The sequence below is a fragment of the Bradyrhizobium sp. NAS96.2 genome, from assembly GCF_001908235.1.
Taxonomy (GTDB): Bacteria; Pseudomonadota; Alphaproteobacteria; order Rhizobiales; family Xanthobacteraceae; genus Bradyrhizobium.
Genome location: NZ_LGHK01000344.1, coordinates 1 through 1,558 on the forward strand (window position 1 = coordinate 1; position 1,558 = coordinate 1,558).

Annotated in this window: 1 protein-coding gene and 1 pseudogene; one reads left to right on the plus strand and one right to left on the minus strand. The window is 64.2% G+C overall.

What is annotated here, in order from left to right; genetic code table 11:
* Nucleotides 1-148: 148 nt before the first annotated feature.
* On the minus strand, nt 149-1,000 hold the full coding sequence (locus AC628_RS41085; RefSeq protein WP_074132506.1) for a caspase family protein: 852 nt from the start codon (nt 998-1,000) through the stop codon (nt 149-151).
* A gap of 359 nt (nt 1,001-1,359) precedes the next feature.
* On the opposite strand from AC628_RS41085, the pseudogene AC628_RS41090 reads away from it, so the two are divergent.
* Nucleotides 1,360-1,558, plus strand: a pseudogene (locus AC628_RS41090) (hypothetical protein); the annotation flags it as partial.

The following is a 1,558-nucleotide window of genomic DNA, read 5'->3' on the forward strand; positions in this document are numbered from 1 at the left end:
GGCCCAGCGATCAAGCACGATCGCATCAAACAGGCCGGACATATGGATGACAGCGATCCGAACCGTTCCACAAAGCTCTTGTGCCACGGGGGCCGTCCACATATGGGTCCTGGCCTTCGCCAGGACGACATTGGGAAAGAGCTGGGGCTCAGCCGCCGAGCTTGATGTCTTCCAGCAGCGAGGACGACACGCTCGGGACCTGCTCGCCTTCGCTCGCGCGGGAGATCGCGACGCGGGTTTTGTTGAAGGCGCTTTCGGCGCCGGCCTGGGCGTTGAGGTTGTTGATCAGCTCCGAGACCAGCACGCTGTTGGTGCCCTTGGAATCGTCGGCGACCTTGCCCGGCGTCGCCGAGCTCAGCACGATGGTGTTTTCCGGCGGGCTGATCGGGGCGAGGCCGTGCGAGAAGGCGCGGAAGCGGCGCTCATAGGGATTGCGCCTGGAGGCATCGAGCACCACGAGCTTGGCCTTGGCGCCGCGCTCCTTCATCGCATCGAGCACGGACTCGACGCTGACGCCGGTGCGCTTGACGTCGGCTTCCTTCCAGATCGTGGCGTCGACCGGGATCATGTAGCTTTCACGACCCACCTGCACGCCGTAGCCGCCGAAGAACAGCATCACGACGGTGTCGGGGCGGATCTTGGCCTTCATGCGCTCGACCGCACGGAACATGTCGTCCTTGGTCGCGTCCTCGACCACGTCAACGTCGAAGCCCTCGTGGCGCAGCGCTGAGGACAGCGTGCGGGCATCGTTGATCGGCTGGGCCAGCGGCGCCGCGGCGTCCGGGTAGTGGCCGTTGCCGATGATCAGCGCGAGACGGGAGGCGCCGGCCGGAATGCTGCCGGTCAGCCCGGTGGCAACGGCCTTATCGCCACCCTTGGCAACATCCGGTGTCCGCTTGTTGAGCGCGGCATGGGCGCCAATCGCCAGCGACACCGTGCCGGCCACCGCCACACAAACGGCGATGGTGCGACGGGAAAGTTGAAGCTGCCTAAGGTTCATGGCGTTCCTGATCCCAATCCTTTTCCCGATAACGCTCGAACGAAATCGCGCCGGGTAAACGCGTCAGTGGCCGTCAGGTTTAATGGGGTTGAGCTGTGTGTGCCGTCGATTGATCTCAATTTGCGGCGCCGCAACAAACACTCCCTTAACCCGGACGGACGGCCGGGGCAACCCGGTTTGCCGCATGCTGCCGCCCGGCACAGGCCATTGACGCCGTTAAAATCCCGTTACGTGACATCAGTCACATTTGTGTTTTGTACCGATTCATGTAGCTTTCCAAAGGCTTGCGCGTTTGGGGGAGGACCGGGGGAAACACCGCCGGGGCGGCGGCGTTAACCGGTTCCTTGAGAAAGGGATTCATGAGCCTTCACGAGATCGCCGGGGGGGTGTGCCGGGCGCTGACCGTCAAAAAGGACGGCCCATCGCTTTACGACGTCTGCGACCCCGTATTGCAGGCCTATCGCGGCGGCGATCCCCATCTCGGAAAGTTCTACCGGACCGCGCTCGGCAATCCGCCGCTGCGCGCGCTGCTCCGCCGCACCGGCCTGCCCGCGCTGA